This is a genomic window from Pseudomonas sp. NPDC089396 (assembly GCF_044749545.1).
GTDB lineage: Bacteria > Pseudomonadota > Gammaproteobacteria > Pseudomonadales > Pseudomonadaceae > Aquipseudomonas.
This window is the reverse complement of sequence record NZ_JBIVIC010000005.1, coordinates 309,849-334,847: the sequence shown is the minus strand read 5'-3', so window position 1 is coordinate 334,847 and position 24,999 is coordinate 309,849. Positions and strand designations below refer to the sequence as shown.

At 64.0% G+C, this 24,999-nt stretch carries 22 protein-coding genes; 7 read left to right on the top strand and 15 right to left on the bottom strand.

Annotation, left to right across the window (positions count from 1 at the left end; genetic code table 11):
• Positions 1-9: 9 nt before the first annotated feature.
• The 5 genes from miaA to ACIPZB_RS11780 are packed head-to-tail and all read right to left on the bottom strand — an operon-like array spanning position 10 to position 5,644.
• Positions 10-981: a tRNA (adenosine(37)-N6)-dimethylallyltransferase MiaA gene (gene miaA, locus ACIPZB_RS11800; protein WP_400640330.1), complete on the bottom strand. Its 972-nt coding sequence runs from the start codon at positions 979-981 to the stop codon at positions 10-12.
• A gap of 1 nt (position 982) precedes the next feature.
• Positions 983-2,881 (bottom strand): DNA mismatch repair endonuclease MutL, encoded by a 1,899-nt coding sequence (gene mutL, locus ACIPZB_RS11795; RefSeq protein ID WP_400640329.1) that lies wholly within the window; start codon positions 2,879-2,881, stop codon positions 983-985.
• Entirely contained in the window at positions 2,878-4,311 is a 1,434-nt protein-coding gene (locus ACIPZB_RS11790) for an N-acetylmuramoyl-L-alanine amidase (RefSeq protein ID WP_400640328.1), read from the bottom strand. Before ACIPZB_RS11790 ends, mutL begins: the two co-directional genes overlap by 4 nt.
• Positions 4,312-4,322: 11 nt before the next feature.
• Positions 4,323-4,796 carry a tRNA (adenosine(37)-N6)-threonylcarbamoyltransferase complex ATPase subunit type 1 TsaE gene (tsaE, locus tag ACIPZB_RS11785; RefSeq protein WP_400640327.1) on the bottom strand — a complete coding sequence of 158 codons (474 nt, stop codon included), beginning with the start codon at positions 4,794-4,796 and terminating at the stop codon, positions 4,323-4,325.
• Complete coding sequence (locus ACIPZB_RS11780) at positions 4,784-5,644, bottom strand: NAD(P)H-hydrate dehydratase (RefSeq protein ID WP_400640326.1); 861 nt, start codon at positions 5,642-5,644, stop codon at positions 4,784-4,786. The genes tsaE and ACIPZB_RS11780 overlap by 13 nt, the downstream gene beginning before the upstream one ends.
• Positions 5,645-5,709: 65 nt before the next feature.
• Here ACIPZB_RS11780 and queG point away from each other — a divergent pair, with 65 nt between their 5' ends.
• The gene (gene queG / locus ACIPZB_RS11775; RefSeq protein ID WP_400640325.1) at positions 5,710-6,774 is read left to right on the top strand and encodes a tRNA epoxyqueuosine(34) reductase QueG; all 1,065 of its coding nucleotides are present in this window, start codon (positions 5,710-5,712) and stop codon (positions 6,772-6,774) included.
• Between the two features lie 118 nt (positions 6,775-6,892).
• On the opposite strand, the gene ACIPZB_RS11770 is transcribed toward queG, so the two are convergent.
• Together ACIPZB_RS11770 and orn are read right to left on the bottom strand one after the other, a co-directional pair.
• Entirely contained in the window at positions 6,893-7,504 is a 612-nt protein-coding gene (locus ACIPZB_RS11770) for a trimeric intracellular cation channel family protein (protein ID WP_400640324.1), read from the bottom strand.
• A gap of 91 nt (positions 7,505-7,595) precedes the next feature.
• On the bottom strand, positions 7,596-8,138 hold the full coding sequence (orn, locus tag ACIPZB_RS11765; protein ID WP_008095399.1) for an oligoribonuclease: 543 nt from the start codon (positions 8,136-8,138) through the stop codon (positions 7,596-7,598).
• Positions 8,139-8,277: 139 nt separating this feature from the next.
• Here orn and rsgA point away from each other — a divergent pair, with 139 nt between their 5' ends.
• Positions 8,278-9,309 (top strand): small ribosomal subunit biogenesis GTPase RsgA, encoded by a 1,032-nt coding sequence (gene rsgA, locus ACIPZB_RS11760; RefSeq protein ID WP_400640323.1) that lies wholly within the window; start codon positions 8,278-8,280, stop codon positions 9,307-9,309.
• Positions 9,310-9,422: 113 nt separating this feature from the next.
• On the top strand, positions 9,423-9,902 hold the full coding sequence (locus ACIPZB_RS11755) for a molecular chaperone Tir (RefSeq protein WP_400640322.1): 480 nt from the start codon (positions 9,423-9,425) through the stop codon (positions 9,900-9,902).
• A gap of 120 nt (positions 9,903-10,022) precedes the next feature.
• Here the strand turns inward: ACIPZB_RS11755 and motB are convergent, their stop codons facing one another.
• On the bottom strand, positions 10,023-11,036 hold the full coding sequence (gene motB, locus ACIPZB_RS11750; RefSeq protein ID WP_400640321.1) for a flagellar motor protein MotB: 1,014 nt from the start codon (positions 11,034-11,036) through the stop codon (positions 10,023-10,025).
• A gap of 3 nt (positions 11,037-11,039) precedes the next feature.
• Positions 11,040-11,891 (bottom strand): flagellar motor stator protein MotA, encoded by an 852-nt coding sequence (gene motA, locus ACIPZB_RS11745; protein WP_008095392.1) that lies wholly within the window; start codon positions 11,889-11,891, stop codon positions 11,040-11,042.
• Between the two features lie 130 nt (positions 11,892-12,021).
• On the opposite strand from motA, the gene ACIPZB_RS11740 reads away from it, so the two are divergent.
• From ACIPZB_RS11740 to asd, 3 genes are read left to right on the top strand one after another with little or no spacing between them, the layout of a single operon-like run.
• A complete protein-coding gene (locus ACIPZB_RS11740; RefSeq protein WP_400640320.1) occupies positions 12,022-13,557 on the top strand; it encodes an HDOD domain-containing protein in 1,536 nt (511 codons plus the stop codon).
• Between the two features lie 45 nt (positions 13,558-13,602).
• The gene (locus tag ACIPZB_RS11735) at positions 13,603-14,412 is read left to right on the top strand and encodes a rhodanese-like domain-containing protein (RefSeq protein WP_400640319.1); all 810 of its coding nucleotides are present in this window, start codon (positions 13,603-13,605) and stop codon (positions 14,410-14,412) included.
• A 9-nt stretch (positions 14,413-14,421) separates the two neighbouring features.
• Entirely contained in the window at positions 14,422-15,285 is an 864-nt protein-coding gene (gene asd, locus ACIPZB_RS11730) for an archaetidylserine decarboxylase (RefSeq protein ID WP_400640318.1), read from the top strand.
• A gap of 133 nt (positions 15,286-15,418) precedes the next feature.
• Here the strand turns inward: asd and serB are convergent, their stop codons facing one another.
• Positions 15,419-16,633 (bottom strand): phosphoserine phosphatase SerB, encoded by a 1,215-nt coding sequence (serB, locus tag ACIPZB_RS11725; protein ID WP_008095384.1) that lies wholly within the window; start codon positions 16,631-16,633, stop codon positions 15,419-15,421.
• 135 nt (positions 16,634-16,768) lie between these two features.
• Between serB and ACIPZB_RS11720 the strand changes: the two genes are divergently transcribed.
• Complete coding sequence (locus tag ACIPZB_RS11720; protein ID WP_400640317.1) at positions 16,769-18,232, top strand: histidine kinase; 1,464 nt, start codon at positions 16,769-16,771, stop codon at positions 18,230-18,232.
• A 204-nt stretch (positions 18,233-18,436) separates the two neighbouring features.
• On the opposite strand, the gene ACIPZB_RS11715 is transcribed toward ACIPZB_RS11720, so the two are convergent.
• The 5 genes from ACIPZB_RS11715 to parE form a co-directional block, all read right to left on the bottom strand.
• Positions 18,437-19,147 carry a membrane integrity-associated transporter subunit PqiC gene (locus tag ACIPZB_RS11715; protein ID WP_400640316.1) on the bottom strand — a complete coding sequence of 237 codons (711 nt, stop codon included), beginning with the start codon at positions 19,145-19,147 and terminating at the stop codon, positions 18,437-18,439.
• 175 nt (positions 19,148-19,322) lie between these two features.
• Complete coding sequence (gene parC / locus ACIPZB_RS11710; protein ID WP_008095032.1) at positions 19,323-21,581, bottom strand: DNA topoisomerase IV subunit A; 2,259 nt, start codon at positions 21,579-21,581, stop codon at positions 19,323-19,325.
• Positions 21,582-21,591: 10 nt separating this feature from the next.
• A complete protein-coding gene (locus ACIPZB_RS11705) occupies positions 21,592-22,110 on the bottom strand; it encodes a TIGR02281 family clan AA aspartic protease (RefSeq protein ID WP_400640315.1) in 519 nt (172 codons plus the stop codon).
• The gene (locus ACIPZB_RS11700) at positions 22,107-23,093 is read right to left on the bottom strand and encodes an esterase-like activity of phytase family protein (protein ID WP_400640314.1); all 987 of its coding nucleotides are present in this window, start codon (positions 23,091-23,093) and stop codon (positions 22,107-22,109) included. The genes ACIPZB_RS11705 and ACIPZB_RS11700 overlap by 4 nt, the downstream gene beginning before the upstream one ends.
• Positions 23,090-24,994: a DNA topoisomerase IV subunit B gene (parE, locus tag ACIPZB_RS11695; RefSeq protein ID WP_008095035.1), complete on the bottom strand. Its 1,905-nt coding sequence runs from the start codon at positions 24,992-24,994 to the stop codon at positions 23,090-23,092. Before parE ends, ACIPZB_RS11700 begins: the two co-directional genes overlap by 4 nt.
• Positions 24,995-24,999: the final 5 nt, after the last annotated feature.

Here is a 24,999-nt window from a genome sequence, read left to right as displayed (position 1 = left end):
AGCAGGGACTCAGCTCAATATGGAGACGGCCCCAAGGTATTTCAAGGTGCGGGACAGATTGTCGCAGGCCAGGCTGTCGAGCCAATGTACGTCGGCCCAACCACGCAACCAGGTGAACTGCCGCTTGGCCAGCTGTCGAGTGGCAATGATACCGCGTTCGCGCATCTCATTCTCAGTCAGCTTGCCGTCAAGGTAGTCCCAGACTTGCCGATATCCCACTGCCCGTATAGACGGCAGCCCGGCGTGCAAGTCACTTCTGGCCCGCAGCGATCGGACCTCATCGATGAAGCCCTGTTCCAGCATTTGCGAGAATCGTAGCGCAATTCGCTGATGCAAAATGTGACGATCTGTAGGAGCGATCGCCAAACTCGCGACAGTATAGGGCAAATGCGTGCCAGCGCCTGCGTCTGCGGCGCTACTTTCCGCGAATTGACGCTGGCGATGTGCCGTCATGCTCTCCCCGCTCACCCGGTATACCTCCAGCGCGCGGATCAGGCGCTGGGGGTCGTTGGGATGAATGCGCGCCGCCGACACAGGGTCCACTTCAGCCAGCTGCCGATGCAGTTCGGCCAGGCCCAGCGCCTCAGCCTGTGCCTCCAGTTCCGCCCGCACGGCAGCATCGGCCGCAGGCATGTCCGCCAGGCCATCGATCAGCGCCTTGTAGTAGAGCATGGTGCCGCCAACCAGCAGCGGGATCTTGCCACGTGCGGTGATCTCCGCCATCGCTTCCAGGGCATCGGCGCGGAACTGCGCGGCCGAATAGCTTTCGGCCGGGTCACGAATGTCGATCAAACGGTGCGGATGGGCGGCCAGGATCTCTTTGGAAGGCTTGGCCGAACCAATGTCCATGCCGCGATAGACCAGCGCCGAGTCGACGCTGATCAGCTCGCAAGGCAAGACTTTGGTCAGTTCGATGGCAAGGTCGGTCTTGCCGGCCGCTGTCGGGCCCATGAGGAATATTGCAGGGGGCTTGCCGCTCATTTCATCGACCGCGCAGGAAAAGTTTGTCCAGGTCGTCCAGGCCCATCTGGGTCCAGGTCGGTCGGCCGTGGTTGCATTGGCCGCTGCGCTCGGTGTTTTCCATGTCGCGCAGCAAGGCGTTCATCTCGGGAATCGCCAGGCGCCGGTTGGCGCGCACGGCACCGTGGCAGGCCATGGTGCCGAGCAGCTCGTTGAGGTGCGCCTGGATACGGTCGCTGGTGCCGTACTCCATCAGGTCGGCGAGTACGTCCTGAACCAGGCGATTGGCCTCGGCTTGCTTGAGCAAGGCCGGAATCTGGCGGATCGCCAGGGTTTCCGGGCCCAGGCGCTGCAACTCGAAGCCCAGGCGCTGGAACCATTGCCCATGCTCTTCGGCGCAATCGGCTTCGCGCTGGCTCAGTGCCAGCGTCTCGGGCACCAACAGCGGCTGGCCACTCAGGCCTTCGCTGGCCATGGCGACCTTGAGCCGCTCGTACATGATCCGCTCGTGGGCGGCGTGCATGTCCACCAGCACCAGGCCTACGGCATTCTCGGCGAGGATGTAGATGCCTTTGAGCTGGGCCAGGGCATAGCCCAGCGGCGGAATGTCGCCTTGGCTCTCGGGCAGCGTCGAAGGCGCCGTCGCCCCGTCGGCCAGTGGCTTGTAGAACTCGCGATAGACCGCTTGAGACTCGGCCGCCGGCAGCGGCTGGGACGGACGCGGGGTGTACTGGTATTGGTAGCCTGCGCCACTGCCACCATTGGAGATCGCAAACTGGGGTGCCTGGGGCTGCTCGAGCACCGGCGAGGCCAGGCGCATCTCACCTTGCGGGCCGAACTCACCGACCTGCTGACCTGTCGGGCGGACCATCTCGGCGGCCGCAGCGGGCGCTGCCAACTGGTCTTCCGGGCGAACATCGGCCAAGGCCCGGTGCAAGGTGCCATAGAGGAAGTCGTGCACCGAGCGCCCCTCACGGAAACGCACTTCGTGCTTGGTCGGGTGCACGTTGACGTCGACGCCATTGGGCTCGAGTTCGAGGAACAGCACGAAGGTCGGGTGGCGGCCATTGAACAGCACATCGCGATAGGCCTGGCGCACGGCATGGGCGACCAGTTTGTCGCGCACCGCGCGGCCATTGACGAAGAAGTACTGCAGGTCAGCCTGGCTGCGCGAGAACGTCGGCAGGCCGACCCAGCCCCACAGGCGCAGGCCGTTGCGTTCGACGTCGATGGGCAGCGCCTGCTCCATGAAACCAGGGCCACAGATGGCGCCGACCCTTCGCGCACGGGCGGTTTCGTCATGTGCTTCGTGCAGGCTGAGAATGCTCTTGCCGTTATGACGCAAGTGGAAGCCGACATCGAAGCGCGCCAGGGCCAGACGGCGGATGACCTCCTGCAGGTGGTCGAACTCGGTCTTCTCGGCCTTGAGGAACTTGCGCCGGGCCGGGGTATTGAAGAACAGGTCGCGCACTTCCACCGAGGTGCCGACCGGGTGCGCGGCCGGTTGCACCCGTGGCGTCATGTCACGCCCTTCGGTCTCGACCTGCCAGGCTTCGCCGGCGCTGGCGGTACGCGAGGTCAGGGTCAGGCGCGCCACCGAACTGATCGAAGCCAGGGCCTCACCACGAAAACCGAGGCTCAACACCCCTTCCAGGTCTTCCAGTTCGCGAATCTTGCTGGTGGCGTGGCGAGCCAGGGCCAGTGGCAAGTCATCGGCGGAGATACCACTGCCGTCGTCACGCACCCGCAGCAGCTTGACGCCCCCCTGCTCGACTTCGACGTCGATGCGCCGGGCACCGGAGTCGAGGCTGTTTTCCAGCAGCTCCTTGGCCACCGAGGCCGGGCGTTCGACCACCTCACCTGCGGCAATCTGGTTAGCCAGCCGCGGGCTGAGCAGCTGGATGCGCGAACCGCCACTCATTGCTGGGAGGCCAAGGTGGTGGCGGGGATAGTCAGGTGCTGGCCAACCTTCAGCTCATCGGTCTTGAGGCTGTTACTGCTGCGCAGGCTGGGAACACTGACCTGGTAGCGCACGGCGATCATCGCCAAGGTTTCACCAGGGCGCACGGTATGGTCGCGCGGGGCCTGGGCAATCTTGCCGCTGTCACGCAGCCAGGCCACGTAAGTGCCTGGCGGCGGGTTTTGCTGGAAGTACTGGCGCACACCGGTATGAATCGAGCGGGCCAAGGCCTGCTGGTGACTGGAGGTGGCCAGCTTGGCGGCTTCATTGTTGTTGGAAATGAACCCGGTTTCGACGAGGATCGACGGAATGTCTGGGGACTTCAGCACCATGAAGCCTGCCTGTTCCACCCGCTGCTTGTGCAACGAAGTGACCCGGCCCATGTTGCCAAGCACCTTCTGCCCGACATTGAGGCTGGAGCTGAGCGTCGCGGTCATCGACAGGTCGAGCAGCACGCCCGCCAGCATGCGGTCCTTGTCGTCGAGGCTGACATTGCCGGCACCGCCGATCAGGTCGGAGCGGTTTTCCGTATCGGCCAACCAACGTGCCGTTTCGGAGGTGGCGCCGCGGTCGGACAGGGCGAACACCGATGCCCCGAACGCGGCCCGTGACGGCGCGGCGTCGGCGTGGATCGAGATGAACAGGTCGGCGCCCTTCTTGCGGGCGATCTCGGTGCGCTTGCGCAGCGGGATGAAGTAGTCACCGGTTCGAGTCAGCTCGGCGCGGTAGCCCTTCTCGGTGTTGATCTGGCGCTGCAGCTCCTTGGCGATCTGCAGCACGATGTCTTTCTCGTGCTGGCCGCGCGAACCGGAGGCACCCGGGTCCTCGCCGCCGTGGCCGGCGTCGATGGCGACCACGATGTCGCGCTTGCCGGCAGGCACAGGCGGCAGCTTGATTGCGGGCTGCGCCGGGGTAACCGGCACGGCAGGCGTGGTGGCCGGGGTAGGTGCCGGCGTAGGGGGTGCCGAAGGCGCCGTGGCGGCGATGGCGTCGGATTCCTGGTCGTACAGGTCGACCACCAGGCGATTGCCATACTGGGCATTGGGCGCCAGGGTGAAGCTCTTGGGCGTGACTGACTTCTTCAGGTCGACCACCACGCGCAGGTCAGTCGGTGTGCGCTGGGCGGAGCGCACGCTGGTGATTGGCGTGTTCGACGTAGAGACACTCAAAGGCGCGGCCAGGGTCGCGCCATTGATATCAATGACGAGGCGATTGGGCGCGCTCAGGGTGAAGACGCTATGCTGCACCGGACCCGACAGGTCGAATACAAGCCGTGTGTTGTCCGGCGCGCGCCACAGGCGCATGCTCTTGACTTGTGTGACGGCCAGAGCGTCAACGGTCACTGCTGTCAGCAGCAGCCCAACGGCAGCGACCAGTGCGCGTATGCGCATACCTACCCCACTTACTGTTTATTGTGTTCGGCCAGTGCAGCGCACCAGGCCTCGCCGCGAGCCCCCTGCGGCGAAAGGTTGAGCGAGCGTCCGCTCGCTTGGGGGCTTATGGTAATGGTCAGGTCAGGCTTTGGCAAAACGCCCGCACCCTTTTGTGGCCACTCGAACAGGCACAGCGGGTCGCCCTCGAAGTAGTCGCGAATGCCCATGTACTCCAGCTCCTCCGGGTCGACCAGACGATACAGGTCGAAGTGGAAGGCACGCACCGTACCGATCTCATAAGGCTCGACCACGGTAAACGTGGGGCTTTTCACTGCACCCGTATGGCCCAGGCCACGGATCAGGCCCCGCGACAGGGTGGTCTTGCCAGCCCCCAGGTCACCTTCGAGGAAGATCACGCCGTGACCGCCGGTCACCTCGGCCAGTTTGGCGCCGAATGCCACCGTGGCCGCTTCATCGGCCAGAAACAGGGTTATGCCAGACACGCAGAATGCTCCTCCAACAACTCACGAATGACCGGCGCCAGATCGCTGGCCGCCAGGCCTCTACCTTTGCTCCCCAGGCGCTCGCCGGCGCAGGCGTGCAGCCATACGCCCAGGCAGGCAGCGCTCCAGGCATCCAGACCCTGGGCCAACAAAGCCCCCAGGACGCCGGTCAGCACATCGCCCAGCCCCGCCCCAGCCATCGCCGGATGACCGCGTTCGCACAGCGCCAGCTGCCCCGCAGGGTCGGCGACCAGCGTGCCGGCGCCCTTGAGCACGCAGATGCTGGCATAGCGCCGCGCCAGCTTTCGCGCAGCGCCGGCGCGGTCAGTCTGTACCGCCTCGGTGGAAATGCCCAGCAATCGCGCCGCCTCCCCAGGATGAGGGGTCAGGATACTGCCGCTGGGCAGGGCCAGCGGAGCATGCGCCAACAGGTTCAGCGCATCGGCGTCCCACACCTGTGGCCGTTCGGCATTGGCCACCGCCGACAGCAGGCTACGCCCCCAGGCGGCCTGGCCAAGGCCCGGACCAACCACCAGAACCGAGGCCCGCTCCAGCACACCCATCAGCTGGTTGGCCGAGCTCACGCCGAGGCACATGGCTTCCGGCATACGAGCAAGGCTGGCAGCAACGTGTTCGGGGCGGGTCGCCACGCTGACCAGGCCGGCGCCGCAGCGCAGTGCCGCCTCGGCACTCAGCAATACCGCACCACCGGTACCGAGGTCGCCACCGACCACCAGCACGTGGCCGAAGTCACCTTTCTGGGCGTGCGCAGGCCTTGCAGGCAGGCGCGCGACCGTCCTGCTGCCGAGCAGTTGCGGGGGGTGGCCGGTGTGTTTGGTCTGGGGCATGGGGTCAAAGGCTCCAATGTCTGGCAGAATTATACGCACCTGAGCCCGTATTGCCTTGCCCATCCATGTCCGCTTGCACACCTGACCTCGCCGCACTGGCCCAATCGATCAAGAATTGGGGCCGAGAACTCGGTTTTGCCCACGTCGGCATCGCCGGGGTAGACCTTGGCGAGCACGAACATCACCTGCAGCGCTGGCTCGACGCCGGTTATCAGGGCGAGATGGAATACCTCGGCGCGCACGGCAGCAAGCGCGCCCATCCCGAGCAACTGATCCCCGGTACCGTGCGCGTGGTATCGCTGCGCATGGACTACCTGCCTGGCGACACGCAGATGGCGCAGCGCCTGGCGCAACCGGAAAAGGCCTATGTGTCGCGCTATGCCCTGGGGCGGGACTATCACAAGCTGGTACGCAAACGCGTGCAACATCTGGCCGACCGTATCCAGGAAGACATCGGCCCGTTTGGCTATCGAGCCTTCGTCGACAGCGCGCCGGTGCTGGAGAAGGCGCTGGCCGAGCAGGCTGGGCTGGGCTGGATCGGCAAGAACACTCTGTTGCTCAACCGCAAGGCCGGCAGCTACTTCTTCCTCGCCGAACTGTTCGTCGACCTGCCGCTGCCGGTGGACGAGGCCCATGTCAGCGAGCATTGCGGGCGCTGCCAGGCGTGCCTGGACATTTGCCCCACTCAAGCCTTCGTCGGGCCCTATGTGCTGGATGCGCGGCGTTGTATTTCCTACCTGACGATCGAGCTCAAAGGCGCCATTCCCGTCGAACTGCGGGCGAAGATGGGCAACCGTGTGTTCGGCTGCGACGACTGCCAGATCGTCTGCCCGTGGAACCGTTTCGCACAGCCTACCCAGGAAAATGACTTCCAGCCCCGACACGGCCTGGAGAATGCCGAGCTGGCCGAAATGTTTCTGTGGGATGAGAGGACCTTCCTGCGCAAGACCGAAGGCGGGCCGTTGCGGCGGGCGGGGTATGAACGTTTCTTGCGCAACCTGGCGGTGGGGCTGGGCAATGCGCCCTCGACGATTCCGGTGCTGGAGGCCTTGAAGGCGCGCCGGGAAGACCCTTCGGAGCTGGTGCGTGAGCATGTGGAGTGGGCGCTGGCGCAGCATGGTCGCCGCTAGGGGGCGCTTCGCACCCCAATCGCCGGCAAGCCGGCTCCCACCCCACCTCACCTCACCCTACCCTACCCTTTGTGGGAGCCGGCTTGCCGGCGATTGGGCTGCAACGCAGCCCCCAGCCTCACTGCTGGTCGTTATAGTGGAACTTGGGCATTTCCCAATGGAAGCGGATGGCCAGCAAACGCACCAGGAACCCGCCGAACAGGGTCAGTAACATGGCCTGCTCCCCCGGCACCTTGAAGTACACGCATCCCAGGTAGAACCACGCTGCCGCGAACGACACGCTGGCATACAGCTCACGGCGGAACACCAGTGGAATGTCGTTGCAGAAAATATCCCGCAGGATCCCGCCAAACACTCCGGTGATCACCCCGCTGATCGACGCCACCAGCATGCCCTGCCCCATTTCCAGCGCAGTCATGCAGCCAATCAGGGTAAAGGCCACCAGCCCCAGGGCATCCAGCACCAGGAACAGCGAACGCAGGCGGCGCATCATCGGCGCGATGAAAATCGTCAGCAGCGCGGCAAGGCTGGTCAGCACCAGGTATTCCGGGTGCTTCACCCAGGTCAACGGGTAGTGCCCGAGCAAGACGTCGCGCACCGAACCGCCGCCCAGGGCGGTGACGCAGGCGATCAGCACCACGCCAAACCAGTCCATGCCGCGGCGGCCAGCGGACAAGGCGCCAGTCATGGCTTCGGCGGTGATGGCAATAAGGTAGAGCATCAGCAACATGGCGCAGGTCCGTGCGGGAAAGGCGCGCAGTCTAACCAGTTGCCCAAGGCACCAAAAGAGGGCGCCGATACAATATCTGCGCCCTTACGGCTCACACCTTGATGAAGTGCTCGCGGTAGTGGCGCAGTTCGGCGATCGACTCGCGGATATCGTCCAGCGCCAGGTGGGTGCCGCCCTTCTTGAAGCTGTCACGCACATCCGGCGCCCAGCGCGCGGCCAGCTCCTTCAACGTGGAGACATCGAGGTTACGGTAGTGGAAGTAGTTTTCCAGATCACGCATGTGACGATAGAGGAAGCGGCGGTCCTGGCAGATGCTGTTGCCGCAGATCGGCGACTTGCCCTTCGGCACCCACTGCTCGAGGAAGGCGATGGTCTGTGCCTCGGCCTCGGCCATGCTGACCTTGCTTTCGCGCACGCGCTGGGTCAGGCCCGAGCCACCGTGGGTACGGGTATTCCACTCATCCATGCGCGCCAGCACTTCATCGCTGTGGTGGATGGCGATCACCGGCCCTTCGGCCAGGGTGTTCAGTTCGCTGTCGGTGACGATGGTGGCCATCTCGATGATGACATCGCTATCCGGGTCCAGACCGGTCATTTCCAGGTCGATCCAGATCAGGTTCTGTGGGTTCTGCATGCAGGGCTCCTCGTATAGGCAGTCATATTAGCCTAGCGGGCGCGGCCCGCGCATTCATGGCGCAACGCTAAGCGCAATGGTCGGGCGCCTGGCGTGCTAAACTGCGTGCCGTTTTCATTCGTCCCACCACGGAACCTTCATGGCCAAACGCCAGCTCAATCGCCGCCAGAACTGGCGTATCGAAAAAATCCAGAACGAACGCGCCGCACGCGCCGCCAAACGCGAGCAGCATGCACTGCAGGAGCTGGAAGGTGGCGACCTGGGGCCGGAGCAGCTGGGGCTGGTGATCGCCCACTTCGGTGTGCAGGTCGAGGTCGAGGCGCAGGACGGAGAGGCCGCCGGCCAGGTATTCCGTTGCCACCTGCGAGCCAACCTGCCGGCGCTGGTCACCGGCGACCGGGTAGTCTGGCGCGCAGGCAATCAGGGCATTGGCGTGATCGTCGCGCAGATGCCCCGTAGCACCGAGCTGTGCCGGCCGAACAACCACGGCCAACTCAAGCCGGTGGCGGCCAACGTCGACCTGATCGTGATCGTGTTCGCGCCGGCGCCTGAACCGCATCCGAACCTGATCGACCGCTACCTGGTGGCGGCCGAGCATGCCGGTATCCGCCCGCTGCTGCTGCTGAACAAAGCCGACCTGATCAACGATGAGAACGGCCCGGGCCTGCACGCCCTGCTCGAAGTCTACCGCGAGCTGGGCTACCCGCTGCTGGAAGTCTCGGCGCACCACGGTGACGGCATGCAACGCCTGCAACAGATGCTCGATGGCCACATCAGTGTGTTCGTCGGCCAGTCGGGCGTGGGCAAGTCATCGCTGGTCAACAGCCTGCTGCCGGAAGCCGACACCCGCGTGGGCGATCTTTCCGAGTGGTCCGGCCAGGGCACGCACACCACCACCACCGCGCGCCTGTACCATTTTCCCAAGGGTGGCGACCTGATCGACTCACCCGGCATCCGCGAATTCGGCCTCGGCCATGTCAGCCGCGATGACGTGGAGGACGGTTTCATCGAATTCCGCGACCTGTTCGGCACCTGCCGTTTCCGCGACTGCAAGCATGACCGCGAGCCGGGTTGCTCCCTGCTCAAGGCACTGGAAGAAGGTCGAATCAAGCCGCAGCGAATGAACAGCTACCGCTCGATCATTGCCAGCCTGCCGGAAGAAAGCTACTGATCTGTAGGATTTGTTACCGTAACGCGTAGGACCGCTCCGGTTTTGCCGTCATCTATTGCTCCGCTCGCAGCTTTCCCTGATGGTCATGTCTTCTATCAGGGAGGGCAATCGCGATGCCGGTGTTCATCAGCTACCGCCACGAAGAGCGGCTTGACGCCTTCATTCTCAACGAGCGCCTGCTGCTCGAAGGCATCCCCGCACATTTGGTCCTGTTCGACTGCGACGGGCAAACCAACGAAGACCTGTATGGCAGTTTCTGCCAGCACGTGTGCGATGCAACCCACTGGATTGGCCTGTTGCCTGAGCATTTCGCCGATGACTGGTGGACGGCATGGCTGCTGGGGGCTGCGGTCATGGCCAGCCGAAGGGTGAGTTTTTACCAGCCGGATGGCGACGCCTTGCCGCCTCACCTTGGCAAATGGCCGGTAATGCGCGAGCGATCGCATATCGACCTGTTTGTCAGGGCCTATCACGACGAATGCACATTCGCCCGGGCCTTGACCTTACCGGCGCTGGGCGGGAGTTGGGCCGACAGGGACAATGCGGATTTCTTTCATGCCGATCTCAAGGCCAAGATACGGCGGGGGTTTTGAAAGCTCGGGGCCGCTGCGCGCCCCAATCGCCGGCAAGCCGGCTCCCACAGGATTTTGCTGCGCCGCAGACATTGTGGGAGCCGGCTTGCCGGCGATAGGGGCACAGCGGCCCCGCACGACCTACTGGTCCTTGGCCTCGTCCATCTTCAAGGTACCGTCCTCGAAGATGTTCAGCTTCTGGCGCAGCTCCCGTGGCTGCATCGGCGTATCACCTGCGCCAGGTGCCGCCGAAGCGCCAGGCGCAGCGGGCGCTGGCGCCTGGGCCGGCGGTGTCTCTGGCGTGCCCTGCTCGCCCTCGATGTTGCGCTGGGCCTTCTTGGTCAAGACGATGATGTCGATACGGCGGTTGACCGGGTTGAACGGATCCTTGCGGTCGAACAGCGAAGACGAGGCATACCCCACCACCCGCGCCACCTGTTCATCCGGGTAGCCCCCGGCCACCAGCGCCCGGCGTGCGGCATTGGCGCGGTTGGCCGACAGCTCCCAGTTGCCGAACTCACCGCTGCCCGAATAGGGCTTGGCATCGGTATGGCCGCTGATGCTGATCTTGTTCGGCACGGCCTTGATGGTGTCGGCCATGGCCAGCAGGATGTCCTCGAAGTACGGCTGCAAACGCGCGCTGCCAATGTCGAACATCGGCCGGTTCTCGGCATCCATGATCTGGATGCGTAGACCGTCCTGGGTAATCTCGAACAGGATCTGGTCCTTGAACTTCTGCAGCTGCGGGTTCTCTTCGACCTTGTTCTGCAACTCCTGCAGCAACAGCTCGAGGCGCTCGCGCTCGACCTGCTCGGCCATGGTCTCGACCTGCTCCTTGTTCATCTGGATGCTGGTATCAGGGGTAGGCTCGGCCTTTTGCTCCGGATTGATGGTCTTTTCCGGCGCCATTTGCGGCGAACCGCCCAGGTCGATGACATAGGGCGTACCGCTTTCGGAGAAGCCGATCGGGTCTTTGAAATAGCCGGCGATGGCGATCTTCTGCTCGGGCGTGGCCGTGGACAGCAACCACAGCACCAGGAAGAAGGCCATCATCGCCGTGGCGAAGTCGGCGAAAGCGATCTTCCAGGCACCTCCATGGTGCCCGCCGCCATAGCGTTTGACGCGCTTGATGATTATCGGCTGATTGTTTTCCATGACTCAGCGACCGCGAACTGCTTGTTCCAGCTCGGCAAAACTCGGGCGATGCCTTGGGTACAGCACCTTGCGCCCGAACTCCACGGCCAGCGAAGGCGGCATGCCCGAGGCCGAAGCGACCAGCGACGCCTTGATCGACTCATAAAGGTTGATCTCTTCCTTGGCATCGTGCTCCAGGCACTTGGCCAACGGCCCGAAGAAGCCATAGGCCGCCAGGATACCGAAGAAGGTACCGACCAGTGCCGCGCCGACGTGCAGGCCGATCGAAGCCTGGTCGCCCTCGCCGAGCGATGCCATGGTCACGACGATACCCAATACCGCCGCGACGATACCGAAACCAGGCATGCCGTCGGCAATGCCAGTGACCGCGTGCGACGGGTGCTCGAGCTCTTCCTTCATGCTCAGCAGCTCCATGTCGAACAGGCCTTCGAGCTCGTGGGGTGCCATGTTGCCGGTGGACATGATGCGCAGGTAGTCGCAGATGAACGCGGTCATGCGCTCATCGCCCAGTACGGCAGGATACTTGGCGAAGATCGGGCTGGCCGCGGCGTCTTCGATGTCGCTCTCGATGGCCATCATGCCTTCACGACGGCTCTTGTTGAGGATCTCGTACACAAGACCCAGAACTTCCAGGTAGAAGGTATGGGTGAAGCGGGTGCCGAACATCTTCATCGACTTCTTGATTACATGCATGGTCATGTAACCCGGGTTGGCCTGCATGAAAGCGCCAAAGGCCGCACCGCCGATGATCAGCACTTCGAACGGCTGGATCAGTGCCGCGATCTTGCCGTGGGAAAGCACATATCCGCCGAGCACACTCGCGAATACGACGATGATGCCGATAATTTTAGCCATAGGTTCAAAGCACTTGCTGTCGTGGTCAGGATGAGGGACGGGAGCTTTAAAACTCTTCTTCTACTTATCGGCAGAACTGCGCCAGACTATAGCCACAAAATGCGAAAAGCCAGTTCGGACTGATGTCAAAATGCCAATGGAATCCAAGGTGCCCACTCAGAATCCGCGTACGCTAGAAGCCTGGATAAAGCTGCTCGACGGTGTTCGTGTACCGGTGCCGAAGCAGAGTTACGACCGGGTCATGAGCGCCATCAACGATAACCGCCGCTCCTTGCGCGACATCGCCGAACTGATGCAGGACAGCCCGGCCCTGGTGCTGTCAGTGATGCGTGAGGCCAACCACCCGGCCAACGCCAGCCAGGCAGAACCTGCCGAAAGCCTGGAAATTGCCCTCAATCGCCTGGGCCTTGCGCGCAGCAAGGAATTGCTCAATCGCCTGCCGGCAGTGCCGGACGCCGACATCCCCCCCGTGCTGCGCCAGTTCCTGCTGATCAGCCAGCATGCCGCGCAACAGGCCAGCGGCTTGTTCGCCAGCCGCCTGGCACGGCTGTGGCAGGAAATCCATTGGGGCAGCCTGCTGTTTCTTTCGCCGCTGTGGCCCATGGCGCTGACCTACCCCAAGCTGCTGGACACCTGGGAACTGCGGGTTATCCACAAGGGCGAAGAGGCCGCTGAGGTCGAGGAAGAGCTCTTCGGCGTGCGCATCATGGCCCTGTGCCAAGCCGTCGCCGAGCAATGGCGCCTGCCGCAATGGGTGACCCAAGGCTACCGCTTGCTGCTGGAAGAGCGTGAGCAACTGGCCCAGGTACTGAGCATCGCCCGCGACGAAGACCTGCTCAGCCAGCAGCACCGCCTCGACGATGCGCCTGGTCTGCGCCGCTGGTTCAACCAGCCCGCCAATACCGTGCTGCTGGCCAACAACCTGGCGCTGGCAGCCCAGGTGGGCTGGGACAACCCGCATCTGCTGCGCTGGCAGTTGCTGACCGCGCTGTACCTGCAAACGTCACTGGAAGACGTGCAACAACAGGTCCACCAGCAGGCTGCCGCCAGTGCCCGACGCCACGCCAGGCACGCCCTGTTCCACCCGGCCGAAGCGCTGATCTGGCCTTGGCACCAGCGCCGCCCGCACCCCGACATGCTGGCGCCACCGCCGCCTTCGAGCGAGCAACTGAGTCGCTGGCGCACGCTGTGCCAGGATCTGCTGGCACAGCCCAGCCCGTTCACCAATGCCGTGCACCTGGCCACCCAGGCACGCCAGGCCCTGCAGGAATGCGGCATGCAGCGCGTGCTGCTGCTCAGCCTGGACAAGGCCAACGACCTGCTGCGCGTGCAGCAAACGGCCGGCCTGCCGAAAGAGGCAGCGGCCATTGCCCTGCCCATTGCACAGAACAAGTTGCTGCAGAAGCTGGTCAGCAAAGCCGGGCAACTACGCCTGACGCCGGAAAACCACAGCCAGTTCTCCGCGTTGCTGCCCTCCGCGCTGCGCGCACTCTTTCGCAGCGAACACGTGCTGCTACGTTCGCTGGCGGTCAATGAACAGGTGCTGATGCTGGCGGTGGCAGACCAAGGCGGCAAGCCCCTGGCCGAGGTCAGTGTGCAGGCCTTCGGCAAAACCGCCCAATGCATTGAACGCGCCCTGGCGGTGTTTGCCAACCGCAATGGCTGACCCTTGCGCTACAATCGCTCCCTCTTTCCACACTGGAGACCGTGGATGACAGACTTTTCCGGATTGCCCCTGGTAATCGAGGCCGATGACCTGCTGCCGCGCCTGGATTCACCACAGCTGATCCTGGTCGACCTGAGCAGCGCCAACCGCTATGTCAGCGGGCACATCCCTGGCGCGCGTTTCGTCGAGGGCAAGCGCACCCAGCTGGGCCTGCCCCCGGCGCCCGGCCTGCTGCCAGCCCTCGGCGACCTGGAGAAACTGTTCAGCGAGCTCGGCCACCGTGATGATGCCGTCTACGTGGTCTACGACGATGAAGGCGGCGGCTGGGCCGGGCGTTTCATCTGGATGCTCGATGTGATTGGCCACCGGGCCTATCACTACCTCAACGGTGGCATCCAAGCCTGGCCGGCAGACAAGCTCGCGACCGAAGTACCGGCGCCGGCCAATACGCCAGTGCACTTGCAGCTGCATGGCGAGCCGACCGCCACCCGCGAATACTTGCAAAGCCGCCTCGGCGCCAACGACCTGGCCATCTGGGATGCCCGTGCTCCCCAGGAGTTCAGCGGCGAGAAGGTCCTGGCGGCCAAGGGCGGACATATTCCCGGTGCCATCAACTTTGAATGGACCGCTGGCATGGACCTCAACGACCACCTGCGCATCCGCAAGGACATCGCTGAAGTCCTGAATCAGCTTGGCATCACGCCCGACAAGGAAGTGATCACCCACTGCCAGTCACACCGCCGCTCCGGCTTCACCTACCTGGTGGCCAAATCCCTGGGCTATCCCCGCATCAAGGCCTACGCCGGTTCGTGGGGCGAATGGGGCAACCACCCGGACACGCCTGTAGAAGTTTAAGGAACCTGCATGAAATCCCGTTTGTTCATCATTAGCCAGTACCTGCTGCCGCACCACCTGCTGTCACGGTTGGCCGGCTGCGTCGCCGAGTGCCGCGCTCGCTGGTTCAAGAACGCCTTCACCGCCTGGTTCGCCAAGCGCTACCAGGTGAACATGAGCGAGGCACTGGTCGAAGACCTGAGCGCCTACGAGCACTTCAACGCCTTCTTCACCCGCGCGCTCAAGCCGGGCGCGCGCCCGCTGGACGAAACCCCGGGGGCGATCCTCTGCCCGGCCGACGGTGCCGTGAGCCAGCTTGGCCCGATCGAGCATGGCCGCATCTTCCAGGCCAAGGGTCATGGCTTCAGCGCCCTTGAGCTGCTGGGTGGCGACCCGGCTCTGGCTGCACCTTTCATGGGCGGTGAGTTCGCCACCATCTATTTGTCACCGAAAGACTACCACCGCGTGCACATGCCGCTGGCCGGTACCCTGCGCGAGATGGTCTACGTGCCGGGCCGGCTGTTCTCGGTAAACCAGACCACGGCGGAGAACGTGCCTGAGCTGTTTGCCCGCAACGAGCGAGTGGTGTGCCTGTTCGACACCGAGCGCGGGCCAATGGCCGTGGTGCTGGTCGGTGCGATGATCGTCGCCTCGATCGAGACGGTCTGGGCAGGGCTGGTCACGCCGCCGAAGCGTGAACTGAAGACCTTCCGTTATGACGAAGGCAGCCGTGCACCGATCCACCTGGAAAAAGGTGCGGAGCTGGGTCGCTTCAAATTGGGCTCCACGGCCATCGTGCTGTTCGGGCCGGAGCAGGTGAAGTGGGCAGAAACCCTGGGTGCCGGTTCGGCGGTGCGCATGGGTGAGTTGCTGGCGGAGCCGGCGCAGGCTTGATCGCCTTTAGGATTTTGGGGCTGCTTTGCAGCCCTTTCGCGACACAAGGCCGCTCCTACAAGAAGACGCGTGATTCCTGTAGGAGCGGCCTTGTGTCGCGAAAGGGCCGCAAAAGCGGCCCCAAGCTTTCAGATCAAACGCGGGCGTCGCGGTCACGCAGCCCCAGCAGATACAGCACCCCATCCAGACCCAGCGTCGAAATCGCCTGCTTGGCCGACTGACGCACCAGCGGCTTGGCGCGGAAGGCGACACCCAGGCCAGCCAGCGACAGCATCGGCAGGTCGTTGGCACCATCCCCCACGGCAATCGTCTGCTCCAGCTGCAAGCCCTCCTCGCTGGCCAGCTGCTGCAGCAACTCGGCCTTGCGCTGGGCATCGACGATCGGCTCCACGGCAACGCCAGTCACCTTCCCATCGACCACTTCCAGCTCGTTGGCAAACACATAGTCGATGCCCAGGCGCGCCTGCACCTGCTTGGCAAAGTAGGTGAAGCCACCGGAGAGAATCGCTGTCTTGTAACCCAGGCGCTTGAGTTCGGCGAACAGGTTTTCGGCGCCTTCGGTCAGGCGCAGGGATGCGCCAATCTGGTCCAGCACGCTGACATCCAGCCCTTTGAGCAACGCCATGCGCTCTTTGAAGCTGGCCCGGAAGTCCAGCTCGCCGCGCATCGCCCGCTCGGTGATGGCCGCAACCTGCTCGCCGACACCCGCGGCCTTGGCCAGCTCGTCGATGACCTCGGCCTCGATCAGCGTCGAGTCCATGTCGAACACCGCCAGGCGGCGGTTGCGACGGAACAGGTCGTCCTTCTGGAAGGCAATGTCGATGCTCAGCGCTTCGGACAAGGCAAAGAAGTCGGCGCGCAGCGCCTGGGCATCGCTCGGCACACCGCGCACGGAGATTTCGACGGCTGCCTTGCCGTTTTCGCTCTGGGTATCCAGCGCTACCCGGGCGGACAGGCGCTCGATACGCTCGATGGTCAGGCCGTATTGGCTGATGATCGCGCTGACCCGCTGCAGCTGCTCGGGGGTGATCTTGCGGCTGAGCAAGGTGACGATGTGGCGCGCCTCGCCGTGGCCATCGGCCCAGTGCTGGTAATCCGCCTCGGAAATCGGCGTGTATCGGGCCTGCAGGTTCAGCTCGTGGGCCTTGGATTGCACACTCTGCAGCAGACCTGTGGCCACTTCATTGTCCGGGATGTCGACCAGAATGCCGAACGACAAGGTGCCGTGCATGACCGCCAGGCCGATGTCGAGGATGTTCACACCGCCCTGGAGCAGGACGCCGGTGATAGCGGCGGTGAGACCGGGACGGTCCTCACCGGTGATGTTGATCAGGACGATTTCGCGCACAACCTGGCTCCGACTTCGATGAAAAATGCGCATTCTACCGATTTTCCATGACCATCGGGCGCCAACGATACTTTGCCGACAAAACACGGGTCGCTATACTGCGCAACACTTTTCCGCCACTAAGAGCCGCGCTCTGTGAACCGGCCCACGCCCGTCAAACCAGACAACTTCTTCCTCATGATCTTCCGTGCCCTGCGCCAACGTCGCGTTCCCCTGGCACTGCGCATCGCCAGCACCAACATATTCCTGGTGGCGCTGGCGCTGGTGATCTATGCCTGTGTGATGGGCCTGCAGTTCAAGCAGGCCATGCACGAACAGGCGGACGCCCTTGGCCAGAGCCTGACCACCCAGACCGCCACCTCGGCGACCGAGCTGCTGGTGTCCAACGACATCCTCAGTCTCAACGTGTTGCTGGGCAACCTGGTGAAGAACCCATTGGTGGCCCACGCGGCGATCTACAGCGTGGACAACCGCATCCTCGCCGAAGCCGGTCAGCGCCCGCGCAACAGCCTGCTGGGTGAAGCGCAAGGTCTGTACCAGACCAAGATCACCTTCCAGGACGTCACCGCCGGGCAGCTGCGCATCAGCCTGGACATGAGCCAGTTCCAGCAGCCGATGCTGATCAGCCTGCAGAGCATGGGCATCCTGGCCGCGATCCTGCTGGCCCTGGCGCTGAGCCTGAGCCTGCGCCAAGGCCGCCATATCACCCTGCCCTTGCTGCAACTGCGCGTATGGCTGCGCGACCCGCACCCTTACACCCCGGCGATCGATCGCCAGGATGAGATCGGCGATATCGCCCGCCAGTTGCACGCCCGTCTGGCCCCGCCGCCCCCGCCGGAGCCAGAAGAAGACGAAGTAGAGGAAGAAGACCAGTTCGACGACGTGCACGAGGCCGCGCCCGCGCCGAAAGCCGCGCCACGCGCCAAGATCACGTCCCAGGCCGAAGAGGACGACGATGAGGCCTTCGCCGGACTGATGGATGAAGACAGCGCGCACCCTGTGGCAGCCGTGGTCAAATCCAACGAACCGCAGAACACGGCGGTACTGGCCGTTCAGCTGGGCTCCCAGGAACAACTGCGCCGCCTGCCGCGCACACGCCTGACCGAACTGCTGGAGCGCTACCGCGACTGCCTGGAACAGGCGGCTTCGCTGTATGACGGCGAAACCTTCACGTTCAATGACGGCAGCACCCTGGTGCTGTTCCACAGCGGTGACAGTGGCGAGGACTACCTGACCAACGCCATTTGCTGTGGCGAGTTGCTGCGCGCCTTGGGCCACGCCCTGCAAATCGAGGTGGCCGACAGCGGCATTACCCTGCAACTGCAGCTTGGCCTGACCCAGGGCGACGATCTGCAGGGGCTGGAGCAGGCGGACCTGCTGACGACCGAAAAGGCCCAGGACGCCTTGGCGCTGTCCCAGCACAGCCGCAACCTGCTGTTGGTTGAGCGGCCGATCAGCGATGACGCACTGGTTCGCCAGCGCGCTCGGATTCGGCCAATTGCCAGCCCGGAGGGTGCCTGCTGCGTGGAGCGGTTGATGGAACCTTACCCGTCGATGCTGGAGCGGCAGTTGGCGCGGATGCACGAGCGCAGGGCGTAAGATCAAGCGCCGCTTCTTGTAGGAGCGGCCTTGTGTCGCGAAAGGGGCGCGCAGCGGCCCCAGGTTATTCGCGGTGCTGCATAAGTTGCTGGGGCCGCGTTGCGGCCCTTTCGCGACACAAGGCCGCTCCTACAAGAGATAGCGGTGTGCCAGACACAAAAAAAACCCGCACATGTGCGGGCTTTCTTGTATCTGGCAAAACCATCAGAACCGATAGACTTCCATATCGGTACGAATCGGCGAAGCCATCGGGATCTTCGACTTCTCCGGCTCTTTCTTGACCTGCACCGGGGCCGCAGCCTTCTTCCGCGTGTCCTCGGCGATCGCCGGCTGGTTGGCCAGTGGCTTGACTGCAGTGCTCAACTGTTCGGCCAGCTTCTGCAACAATTGCCCCTGAGCCTGCACCTGGGACGACTCGGTGCCCTCATGCTGCTGCTCGAGGTGGACGATACGGTTGTCACGCACATGGCCACGACGGTCCAGCAGACGCCATTGGGCGTCGAGAATAGCCGGCTGGTTCTTGCCCGAGTCCAGACGCGTAATCGACAGCAGCACCTGCACGTCTGGCGAGAAGCCAGTGCTGGCAGGGGCCAGGACCACGCGCTGGCTGTCCAGGCGCCAAGCCAGCTGGCGTACCAGCAGTTGATCGATGTCCGCCGACAGGCTACCGGCCCAACGACCGTCGGTCGCCGAACTCAGGCTGCCATCGGCCTGGCGCTGCAAGAAGGTTTCGCGCTGCAGGTAATCGGCGATCGACACCGGGCCGAGTACCACGGCCATGCCCGCACTTTGCGAGGGCTGGCCAGGATCACCGCTGTCGAGCTGATACAGGGCAACCGGCTGATGCATGCTGCATCCGCTCAGGCCCAGCAAGCCCGTCAACAACAGCGCAAATGGAAGGCGCAGAAATTTCATTCATCCCATCCAGGCGGTCGCCACCAAGCAAACCGCAGTGATACTGATATTCATTCATTTGGGCACACGGCCACGCCGGCACCGCAGGGGCACTATCATCCGCGAAATGCTGGTCCGACTCCAGCATTTCCGCCTGGAACGGCGCTGAAAATGCCGTCCCAGACCATTCATCGGGTCAGGCGGGCCCCTCCACCTGCAACCCATCAACCCGCTGGAACCCGCGTGGCAGCTTGCTACCGCGCCGCCCCCGCTCGCCCTTGTAATGCTCAAGGTCGTCCGGTTTCAGGGACAGTGTACGTTTGCCCGCCTGCAACACAAGCGTCGCACCCTCGGCAATCACCGCCAGGTCGGTGACATATTCTTCCCGACTGGCCACCCGATCGCCAGGCACACCGATGATCTTGTTGCCCTTGCCTTTGCCCAGTTGCGGCAGATCGGCCACTTTGAACACCAGCAAGCGGCCCTCGGTGGTCACTGCCGCCAGCCAGTCCTGTTCGCGATTGGCCACTAGGCGCGGGCTGATCACCTTGGCACCGTTGGGCAGGCTGAGCAGGCCTTTGCCGGCCTTGTTCTTGGCCTGCAGGTCTTCACCCTTGACCACGAAGCCGTAGCCGGCGTCGGAGGCCACCACGTACAGGGCATCGTCCTCGGGCAACAGCACGCATTCGAAAGTGGCACCCGGTGGCGGCGTCAGGCGGCCGGTCAGCGGCTCGCCCTGGCCACGTGCCGAAGGCAAGGTATGCGCAGCCACCGAATAACTGCGCCCCGTGGAGTCGATGAGCACGGCAAACTGGTTGGAGCGGCCGGCGGCCGCAGCCTTGAAGCCGTCGCCGGCCTTGTAGGAAAGCCCGGTGGCATCGATATCATGGCCCTTGGCGCAACGCACCCAGCCCTTCTCCGACAGCACCACGGTGACCGGCTCGGTTGGCATCAATTCGTTTTCGGACAGGGCCTTGGCTTCGGCGCGCTCGACGATGGGCGAGCGGCGGTCGTCGCCATAGGTCTCGGCGTCCTTGATCAGTTCGCTGCGCACCAGCTTGCGCAGCTTGGCATCGCTGCCGAGCAGCGTTTGCAGCTTGGCCTGTTCCTTCAGCAGTTCGTCCTGCTCACCACGGATCTTCATCTCTTCCAGGCGCGCCAGCTGCCGCAGGCGAGTCTCGAGGATGTACTCGGCCTGGATCTCGGACAGCTCGAATCGGGCAATCAGTGCCTGCTTGGGGTGTTCCTCGGTGCGGATGATATGAATCACTTCATCCAGGTTGAGGAACGCGGTGAGCAAGCCTTCCAACAGGTGCAGGCGCCTCTCGACCTTGTCCAGGCGGTGCTGCAGGCGGCGACGAACGGTACCGATGCGGTACTCCAGCCACTCCAGCAGCAAGACGCGCAGGTTCTTCAACTGCGGCCGGCCGTCGAGGCCGATGATGTTGACGTTGACCCGGTAGCTGCTTTCCAGGTCAGTGGTGGCGAACAGGTGCTGCATCAGCTCGGCGGCATCCACCCGGTTGGAGCGCGGGATGATGACGATACGACAAGGGTTCTCATGGTCCGACTCGTCACGCAGGTCGGCGACCATCGGCAGCTTCTTGGCCTGCATCTGCGCGGCGATCTGTTCCAGTACCTTGGCCCCGGAAACCTGATGCGGCAGCGCGGTGACGACGATGTCACCGTCCTCGACCCGGTACACGGCGCGCATGCGAATCGAACCACGGCCACTTTCGTAGATCTTCAGGATCTCGGCACGGGGCGTGATGATTTCGGCTTCGGTCGGGTAGTCGGGGCCTTGAATGTGCTCGCACAACTGCTCGATGGTCGCCTTGGGCTCGTCGAGCAGGCGCACGCAGGCGCTGGCCACTTCGCGCAGGTTGTGCGGCGGTACGTCGGTGGCCATGCCCACGGCGATGCCGGTGGTGCCATTGAGCAGGATGTTCGGCAGGCGCGCCGGCAGCACTGCCGGTTCCTCCAGTGTGCCGTCGAAGTTCGGCACCCAGTCCGCAGTGCCCTGGCCCAGTTCGCTGAGCAGCACCTCGGAGTAACGCGACAAGCGCGCTTCGGTATAACGCATGGCGGCGAACGACTTCGGATCGTCCGGCGCACCCCAGTTACCCTGGCCATCGACCAGCGTGTAGCGGTAGCTGAACGGCTGCGCCATCAGCACCATGGCCTCGTAGCAGGCCGAGTCGCCGTGGGGGTGGAACTTGCCGAGCACGTCGCCGACGGTACGCGCCGACTTCTTGTGCTTGGCGTCGGCATCGAGCCCCAACTCGCTCATGGCATAGACGATGCGTCGTTGCACAGGCTTCAGGCCATCGCCGATGTGCGGCAGGGCCCGGTCCATGATCACGTACATGGAGTAGTTGAGGTAGGCCTGTTCGGTGAAGTCAGCCAGCGAACGGCGTTCGACGCCGTCGAGGCTGAGTTCCAGTGGGTCGCTCATGCGGGCCTCGTCATTTCAAGTTCTGGCGCAACAGCATGGTGCCGCCGCGCTGGGTAAATTCAAGTTGTTTCAAAGCGCTCATGCCGAGCAGCACGGTTTGCCCATCCAGCCCGGGCACCACCAGCGCGCGCACGTTGTGCAGGCGGATATCACCCAGCTGCAGACTGTCCAGGCGGGTGCGGTAGCCTTCGGTGCGGCCATTGGCGGTGCTGAGCGTCACCGAAGTGCCGCGCTGCAGGTCCAGGCCACGGGCCAACGACTCGGGGATCGCCACGTCGGTCGCGCCGGTGTCGAGCATGAAGTGCACCCCCTGGCCATTGATCGCGCCATCGGCGACGAAGTGGCCCTGGCCGTTACTCAGCAGGCGCACCTCGATGAAGCCTTCGCCATGCTCGGACTGTACCTGGATATTGGGGTTGCGCTCGCGTTCCTCCCACTGCCCGAAGAAGCGCGTGGCGAGGAACAGCGCCGCCGCCCAGGCGACGATCATCAGTACCCTGCCCACGCGCTTGCCGGGTGCCTGGCTCATGGCTTGGCGCTCCAGCCACCTTGCGGGGCGTCGAAACGCCAGACCACCGGCCGGCTTTCGCCATCGGCACGATCACCGTTGTTGTTGTCGATACCTACCCAGGCGCCCTTGGCATCGACCACCAGTGCTTCGGCGAGGCCGAAGGGCTGATCGTAGAGGCGTTCCGGCTTCAGGGTATCGGCTGCGAACGACCAGCAGCGCTCGACGTTGCCACTGTCGGCGTCACGCCGGCAGAGGCGGTATGCATTGCGCTCGAGGGTAAACAGCTTGCCCTCGAACCAGGCCAGGTCAGCGAAATCACGCGATAGCGCGCGGGCATTGGGCATTTGCGGCGGCTGCATCTCGACCCCGGCCTCGCTGAGCACTACGCACGTGCGCCCGCAGGTCCACACCGAGTGCTGGCGCTCTATCGCCACCAGGCCGCGGCGCTCACGCTCGGCCGCCAGCCACAGGCGGTCGCCGGCCGGGTTGATTGCCAGGCCTTCGAACAAGGCGTTGAAGTGCAGCAGCATGCCGCTGGCCCGGGCCTGGCGAATCATCGCCGGGTCGATTTTCAACCAGTCTGGCTCACCTTGGACCGGCAGTTGCAGCACCGCCGCATGGGCTTCGCTGACCACATAGAGGTTGCCCGCCTGATCGCAGGTGATGCCTTCGTAATCCAGCTCGCCACCGCGTATGTACGACGCGACCCAGTTGCGTGTTTTCAAGCCCCAGGGCAAGCCGCTCTCCGGCGCCAGCGGCGGGGTGAAGGCCAGCGGCTGGGCGCGCCACACCGCGTTCTGCTGATCGAGTTGATAAATTCGGTCGTCGTCGCGGTCAGAAACGCCCCACAGCGCACCTCGGCAAAAGGCCAACCCGGAAAGGTTGCCGCCGCGCATGCCGTCGATGGGGTGCTCGGATGCCAGTTTCAGTTCTGGCCAGTTCCCTGCCAGGGTAGGCAGGGCAATCAGGCTCAGCAGAACCGCGACCAACAGACGAATCAAACCAGGACCTCAGCCAGATTGCCTTTGGTTTCCAGCCAGTTCTTGCGATCACCGGCGCGCTTCTTGGCCAGCAGCATGTCCATGATCTCGGTGGTGCCCGCCAGGTCGTCCAGGGTCAACTGGACCAGGCGCCGGGTGTTCGGGTCCATGGTGGTTTCGCGCAGCTGCGGCGGGTTCATCTCGCCCAGGCCCTTGAATCGGGTGACCTGTGGCTTGCCGCGCTTCTTCTCGGCCACCAGGCGGTCGAGAATGCCGTCACGCTCGGCTTCGTCGAGGGCGTAGTAGATTTCCTTGCCCAGGTCGATGCGATACAGCGGCGGCATGGCGACGTAGACGTGGCCGGCCTCGACCAGCGGGCGGAAGTGCTGCACGAACAGCGCACACAACAGGGTCGCGATGTGCAGGCCGTCGGAGTCGGCGTCGGCGAGGATGCAGATCTTGCCATAGCGCAGCTGCGTCAGATCGGCGGCACCGGGGTCGACCCCGATGGCCACGGCGATGTTATGCACTTCCTGACTGGCCAGGACTTCACCACCGTCGACTTCCCAGGTGTTGAGGATCTTGCCGCGCAGCGGCAGGATTGCCTGGAACTCCTTGTCCCGTGCCTGCTTGGCCGAACCACCGGCGGAGTCGCCCTCGACCAGGAACAGCTCGGCACGCATGGGATCCTGCCCGGCGCAGTCGGCCAGCTTGCCTGGCAATGCCGGGCCCTGGGTGATGCGCTTGCGTTCGACCTTCTTGCTCGCCTTGAGGCGCCGCCCGGCGTTGCTGATGGCCAGTTCCGCCAGTTGCATGCCCAGCTCGGGGTGGGCATTGAGCCACAGGCTGAAGGCATCCTTGACCACACCCGAGACGAAAGCCGCAGCTTCGCGGGACGACAGGCGTTCCTTGGTCTGCCCGGAGAACTGCGGCTCCTGCATTTTCATCGAGAGCACGAAGGTGATGCGCTCCCAGACGTCTTCGGGCGCCAGCTTGACCCCGCGCGGCAGCAGGTTGCGGAACTCACAGAACTCGCGCATGGCATCCAGCAGGCCCTGTCGCAGGCCGTTGACGTGGGTGCCGCCCTGGGCGGTGGGAATCAGGTTGACGTAGCTTTCCTGAACACTGTCGCCGCCTTCGGGCAGCCACAGCAGTGCCCAGTCGACGGCCTCCTTGTTGCCGGCCAGGCTGCCGCAGAACGGCTCGTCGGGCAGGCGCAGGAACTCGCTGACCGAGTCGACCAGGTAGGAACGCAGGCCGTCCTCATAATGCCACTCGACCTTCTCGCCGCTGGCCTTGTCCTCGAAGCTCACCAGCAGGCCTGGGCACAGAACGGCCTTGGCCTTGAGCACGTGCTTGAGGCGGCTGATGGAGAACTTCGGCGAGTCGAAATACTTCGGGTCAGGGCTGAAGTACACGCTGGTACCGGTGTTGCGTTTGCCGACCGTACCGACCACTTCCAGCTCGCTGGCCTTGAAGCCATCGGCGAAGCTCATCTGGTACTCGTTGCCGTCGCGCTTGACGCGTACGCGCACCTGGGTCGACAGGGCGTTGACCACCGAGATGCCAACACCGTGCAAGCCGCCGGAGAACTGGTAGTTCTTGTTGGAGAACTTGCCGCCGGCGTGCAGTTTGGTAAGGATCAGCTCGACCCCCGACACGCCCTCTTCGGGGTGAATATCCACGGGCATGCCGCGGCCATCGTCGCTGACTTCCAGCGAATGGTCGGCATGCAGGATGACCTGGACCGAACGGGCGTGGCCTGCCAGGGCTTCGTCGACGCTGTTGTCGATGACTTCCTGGGCCAGGTGGTTCGGCCGGCTGGTATCGGTGTACATGCCCGGCCGCTTGCGGACCGGGTCAAGGCCCGAGAGGACTTCGATGGCGTCTGCGTTATAGGCGCTAGCGCTGGGATTGGCCATGGGTT

What these genes read in the sequence shown, in the direction of transcription:
- motB (WP_400640321.1), bottom strand. Translation starts at nt 11,036, where the DNA reads ATGGAAAACAATCAGCCGATAATCATCAAGCGCGTCAAACGCTATGGC.
- ACIPZB_RS11740 (WP_400640320.1), top strand. Translation starts at nt 12,022, where the DNA reads ATGCCAATGGAATCCAAGGTGCCCACTCAGAATCCGCGTACGCTAGAA.
- ACIPZB_RS11790 (WP_400640328.1), bottom strand. Translation starts at nt 4,311, where the DNA reads ATGCGCATACGCGCACTGGTCGCTGCCGTTGGGCTGCTGCTGACAGCA.
- parC (WP_008095032.1), bottom strand. Translation starts at nt 21,581, where the DNA reads ATGAGCGACCCACTGGAACTCAGCCTCGACGGCGTCGAACGCCGTTCG.
- ACIPZB_RS11715 (WP_400640316.1), bottom strand. Translation starts at nt 19,147, where the DNA reads ATGAAATTTCTGCGCCTTCCATTTGCGCTGTTGTTGACGGGCTTGCTG.
- asd (WP_400640318.1), top strand. Translation starts at nt 14,422, where the DNA reads ATGAAATCCCGTTTGTTCATCATTAGCCAGTACCTGCTGCCGCACCAC.
- miaA (WP_400640330.1), bottom strand. Translation starts at nt 981, where the DNA reads ATGAGCGGCAAGCCCCCTGCAATATTCCTCATGGGCCCGACAGCGGCC.
- rsgA (WP_400640323.1), top strand. Translation starts at nt 8,278, where the DNA reads ATGGCCAAACGCCAGCTCAATCGCCGCCAGAACTGGCGTATCGAAAAA.
- ACIPZB_RS11735 (WP_400640319.1), top strand. Translation starts at nt 13,603, where the DNA reads ATGACAGACTTTTCCGGATTGCCCCTGGTAATCGAGGCCGATGACCTG.
- ACIPZB_RS11770 (WP_400640324.1), bottom strand. Translation starts at nt 7,504, where the DNA reads ATGTTGCTGATGCTCTACCTTATTGCCATCACCGCCGAAGCCATGACT.
- orn (WP_008095399.1), bottom strand. Translation starts at nt 8,138, where the DNA reads ATGCAGAACCCACAGAACCTGATCTGGATCGACCTGGAAATGACCGGT.
- ACIPZB_RS11780 (WP_400640326.1), bottom strand. Translation starts at nt 5,644, where the DNA reads ATGCCCCAGACCAAACACACCGGCCACCCCCCGCAACTGCTCGGCAGC.
- mutL (WP_400640329.1), bottom strand. Translation starts at nt 2,881, where the DNA reads ATGAGTGGCGGTTCGCGCATCCAGCTGCTCAGCCCGCGGCTGGCTAAC.
- ACIPZB_RS11705 (WP_400640315.1), bottom strand. Translation starts at nt 22,110, where the DNA reads ATGAGCCAGGCACCCGGCAAGCGCGTGGGCAGGGTACTGATGATCGTC.
- queG (WP_400640325.1), top strand. Translation starts at nt 5,710, where the DNA reads ATGTCCGCTTGCACACCTGACCTCGCCGCACTGGCCCAATCGATCAAG.
- parE (WP_008095035.1), bottom strand. Translation starts at nt 24,994, where the DNA reads ATGGCCAATCCCAGCGCTAGCGCCTATAACGCAGACGCCATCGAAGTC.
- motA (WP_008095392.1), bottom strand. Translation starts at nt 11,891, where the DNA reads ATGGCTAAAATTATCGGCATCATCGTCGTATTCGCGAGTGTGCTCGGC.
- ACIPZB_RS11755 (WP_400640322.1), top strand. Translation starts at nt 9,423, where the DNA reads ATGCCGGTGTTCATCAGCTACCGCCACGAAGAGCGGCTTGACGCCTTC.